The organism is Corallococcus sp. CA047B (assembly GCF_003612065.1).
Lineage (GTDB): Bacteria > Myxococcota > Myxococcia > Myxococcales > Myxococcaceae > Corallococcus > Corallococcus praedator.
Map to the genome: position 1 here is coordinate 1 of NZ_RAWD01000522.1, position 4,005 is coordinate 4,005.

General features: G+C 71.8%; 4 protein-coding genes and 1 pseudogene. All 5 read right to left on the bottom strand.

The features are described from left to right. A pseudogene (locus D7X74_RS40290) lies at positions 1-1,166 on the bottom strand (hypothetical protein); the annotation flags it as partial. 128 nt (positions 1,167-1,294) lie between these two features. Beyond that, positions 1,295-1,801 (bottom strand): DoxX family protein, encoded by a 507-nt coding sequence (locus D7X74_RS40295; RefSeq protein ID WP_120538238.1) that lies wholly within the window; start codon positions 1,799-1,801, stop codon positions 1,295-1,297. A gap of 117 nt (positions 1,802-1,918) precedes the next feature. Then, positions 1,919-2,710, bottom strand: a complete 792-nt coding sequence (locus D7X74_RS40300; protein ID WP_120538239.1) for a tRNA1(Val) (adenine(37)-N6)-methyltransferase — start codon at positions 2,708-2,710, stop codon at positions 1,919-1,921. A gap of 1 nt (position 2,711) precedes the next feature. Beyond that, positions 2,712-3,665, bottom strand: coding sequence for a glutathione synthase (gshB, locus tag D7X74_RS40305; RefSeq protein ID WP_120538240.1), 954 nt, complete (start codon positions 3,663-3,665; stop codon positions 2,712-2,714). A 42-nt stretch (positions 3,666-3,707) separates the two neighbouring features. After that, positions 3,708-4,005: PEGA domain-containing protein (locus D7X74_RS40310; protein ID WP_120538241.1), on the bottom strand; the 298-nt coding region annotated here is incomplete at its 5' end.

Below are 4,005 nucleotides of genomic sequence, written 5' to 3' on the forward strand. Positions count from 1 at the left end.
GGGCGGGGCGCGGCGTCCACGGGCTGCGCGAGCCGGGCCTGGAGCGCCGCCTGGCTGCGGGCCTGGGTGAGCGCACCTTCCAGGTCGGGCTGGTCCGGCTTGAGCGCGCGCACCTGCGTCCACTGCGTGAGGGTTTCCGACCAGCGGCCGTCCAGGGAGTAGGCCCAGCCCAGCTCCCAACGGCAGTCGGCGCGGGACGGCGCGGCCTGGACGCACGCGGACAGCTCCGCGATGGCGGTGGCGCTGTCCTTGGACTTGAGGGCTTCCACGCCCCGGGCGTAGTGCGCGTCCGGGTCCCCCACGGCGACGAGGCCGGGCGCGGTGCCGGACTTCTCATGCATCGCGATGGCGGCGGCGCGCAGGGCCGCGACACTGGCGTCCACTGCGATGCGGCCTGCTTCCGAGAGGCTGGTGGAAGGGGTGACGGGCTGCGCGGAGGTCGTGTCCGTGCTGGGGGGCGTCGTGCCCTGCACGGTGGTGGTGCCCGTGGGCGGCGTCGCGGAGGCAGTGCTCGTAGCGGAGGGCGAGGTGCCCGACGCGGGCGTCGTGTTCGACGGCGCGCCCGGGGCCGGTGCGGAGGCAGGCGCCGCCATGCCGGCGGGCATCCGCATCGAGACAGACGGGGCCGTGCCATTCGCGAAGGTCACCCCGGAGGAGGCCGTGCGCGGCGCGACGCCCGCGACCTGCACGATGCCCCCATTGCCACGCATCGGCGCCGTCGCCGTGAGCGTGGATGAAGGATTCCTCGCGACGGCCTGCACGGAGGCGAGGCCTGCATTCGTGAGCTGCGCGGAGCCCATCACGGTCGTGCGCTGGCTGTTGGCTGCGGCCTTCACGGAGGCGAGGCCCGCCACACTGAGCTGTCGTGAGCCCGCGAGCGTGGCATGCGTGCCTCCCACCGCCGCCTGCACCGAAGCGAGCCCTGCCGCGCTGAGTTGATCGGTTCCGGCTTCGGCCGCGCGCTGGATGTTGACTGCGGCCCCCATCACCGATGCGACACCGGCCGCGCCGAGCTGTTCAGCCCCGACGTTCCGGATGACGGAGCGCACGGAGGCCGTGCCCGCATCGAGGAGGAGCGCGGTGCTGGGACGCTCGGCTGTGGAGAAGTTGGGGACGGACGCGGCGGGCGCGGCGAGCGCCAGCATCAACAGGACGGACGGGGCCATGGCCCGCCCATCTTACGGGAAGGCGACGGGACGAGGGCGGCACCGCTGGGGCCGGCTCGATAGCAGCCGGGCAGGCGACACCCCCACCTCCCTTCCAGCACCCACCCCCGTCCGTCGCCGGACAGGGCCTACCCCAGCGCGTCGAGCAGCATTGAACCCCGGCGCTGGCGCGGCAGCAGCCGGAAGTGCCTCAGCTCCTTGCGCTTCACCCGCCGCTCCAGCGCGCTGTGCAGCGACAGCCGCCCCGGCCCCCGCATCAACGTCCCCAGGGCGATGGCGATGAGCGCCACGTTGAACTCGTACCCGCCCTTGGTGATGTCGAAGCCGTTCTTGCCGTGCACCTTCGCGATGGCCACTGCCTGCGTCACGATGACCGACAGCGCCGTGAACCGCGTCGCGATGCCCAGGATGGAGCTCACCCCCGCCACCAGCTCCGTGATGCCCGTCGCCAGCACCCACGGACGCCCCGGCTTGAACCCGAGCTGCTCGAACATGCCCGCGTGCTGTTCGGCGCCCTCCTTCTTCAGCTTCGCGAGCCCGTGCTGGATCATCGTCGCGCCCAATGACAGACGCGGAGGCAGCAGCGCGGCCGACTTCAACAACGACGGTTGTTCGTTCATCATCGTCACGTTCATGGGTGCTCTCCTCGTCCGGGACGCACGCGTCCGGTGGGTGAAGTGCCCCATACGTTGTGACGCGTCCGCCCTTCCGGCCCGGACGCCCGCCCGGCCCGTGGCTCTGCGGGCAGGCACTCAACCCCCGTCTCGCTCCGCCAGCGGCACGTCCATCAACGCCGCCACCTCCGCGCCGTAGCCCCCAGGCCCCGCCCCGTGGACGATCAACGGCGGCCGCACCGACAGTCCCCGGTCCTGGTCCCGCAGCGCCTGCACCAGGAAGCGCGTCGCCGGGGCCTCCACGTGCGCATGCACCGTGCGCAGCACCCGGGGAAACAGCCTCGCCCCCGTGAGCAACCCCAGCACCTCTCCAAGCCGCGCCGCCGGATACACCAGGCTCACGCCTCCGCCTGGACGCAGCGCATGCCGGGCCGCGGCGACCACCGCCTCGGCGTCACACGCCACCTCCGACTTGGACACGGCGCGCTCCTCGTCCGGGCTCACCACCCCCGCCTGGGCCCGGCGGAACGGCGGGTTGGACACCACCTGCCCATAGGCCCCGGATGCCAGCAGCGTCCGCGCCTGCCGCAGGTCCCCGAGCACCGGCCGCACCCGCCCTTCACACCCGTTGAGCGCCACCGCGCGCGTGAGCCGCGCGTACACCCCGGGCTGCAGCTCCAGCGCGTCCACCGGTCCCTCGACGCCGAACTGCTTCACCAGCAGCAGCGACACCACGCCACTGCCAGCGCCCAACTCCAGCACCGGCCCGGACAGCTCCCGCCCCTCCGTGGCCGCGAAGTGCGCCAGCAGCACCGCATCCAACGTGAAGCGGTAGCCCGAGCGGCGCTGGAACACCCGCACGTCCGCGGTGCCAATGGCGTCCAGCGTCTCGTCGTCCCGTGCGGCCGAAGGAGCCGAGGAAGCCGTCACGTCAGCGGGCGCCGTGCATCCGCTCGGCCACGTCCAGCACGCGCGCCTCGCAGGAGACGTGGTCCAGGTGGCTTGCCTCCACGAGCCCCGTGGGGCTGGTGACGTTCACCTCCGTGAGGTAGTCGCCCAGCACGTCGATGCCCACCAGGATGAGCCCCTTCTCCTGGAGCGCGGGCTTGAGGCGCTGGCAGATGTGCAGATCGCGCGCGGTGATCTCCGCCTTCATCGGCGTGCCGCCCGCGGCCATGTTGCCCCGGTGGTCCGCGTCCGACGGCACGCGCAGCACCGCGCCCACCGGATCGCCGTCCACCAGGATGATGCGCTTGTCGCCCAGGCGGCTCTCCGGCACGTACGCCTGCGCGAGGATGGGCTCCTTCCCGCCCTGCGTCAGCAGCTCCACCATCGAGCGCGCGTTGCGGTCCCCCGGCGCCAGGAAGAGGATGCCCTTGCCGCCGAACCCGTCGATGGGCTTGAGGATGGTGCCCTTCGCGTTCTGGGCCGCGAAGTCCATCACCACCGACAGCTCGCTCGTCACGCGCGTCTCCGGCATCAGGTCCGGGAAGTTCAGCGTGAAGAGCTTCTCGTTCGCGTCGCGGATGCCGGACGGGTTGTTGATGAACACCGGCGAGCGGTCCGGACACAGCTCCACCAGCTGGGTCGCGTGCAGATAGTTCGCGTCCACCGGCGGATCCTTGCGCAGGAAGAGCACGTCCAGCTTCGACAGGGGCCGCACCTCTTCATGCAGCACGTCGAAGTGCCGGCCGGGCTCGCGCCGCACCTTCACCCGGCGCATGCGCGCCTCAGCGCACCGGCCGTTGAAGCGCAGCCACCCCTGCTCGAAGTAGTAGACGTCGTGCCCGCGCCGCTGGGCCTCCAGCATCAGCGAGAACGTCGTGTCGTGGTCCACCCGCACGCTCTCGAGCGGGTCCATCAGGAAGCCAAGGGAGAACGCCATGGGCCGAAAGGATAGCGGAGCCCTTCCGACCCTGCCTCTCATTCATCGGCCGGGCAGGTCCTTCAGCTTGAGGTTGAGGCGCACCGTCTTGCCCGCCTCCACCGGCACGGAGAGCACGCGGCGCTTCTTGTCCTCGCCCACCAATATCAACTCGGTCGCACCCACCGGCAGCGCGCGCTTCACCAGCGGCGTGGTCCCCAACCGCTTGTTGTTGAGGAACACCTCCGCGGGCTCGTCCAGGAAGAGCGTCACCTCGCCCCGGCCGCGCTTGCCCCGGCCGCCGCGAGGCTCATCCCGCCCGGAGTCCCGGCCCCTGTCCCGGTCCTTGTCGTCCTCCGCC

Coding starts and splice junctions, on each gene's coding strand:
- D7X74_RS40295 (WP_120538238.1), bottom strand. CDS start 1,801: ATGAACGTGACGATGATGAACGAACAACCGTCGTTGTTGAAGTCGGCC.
- gshB (WP_120538240.1), bottom strand. CDS start 3,665: ATGGCGTTCTCCCTTGGCTTCCTGATGGACCCGCTCGAGAGCGTGCGG.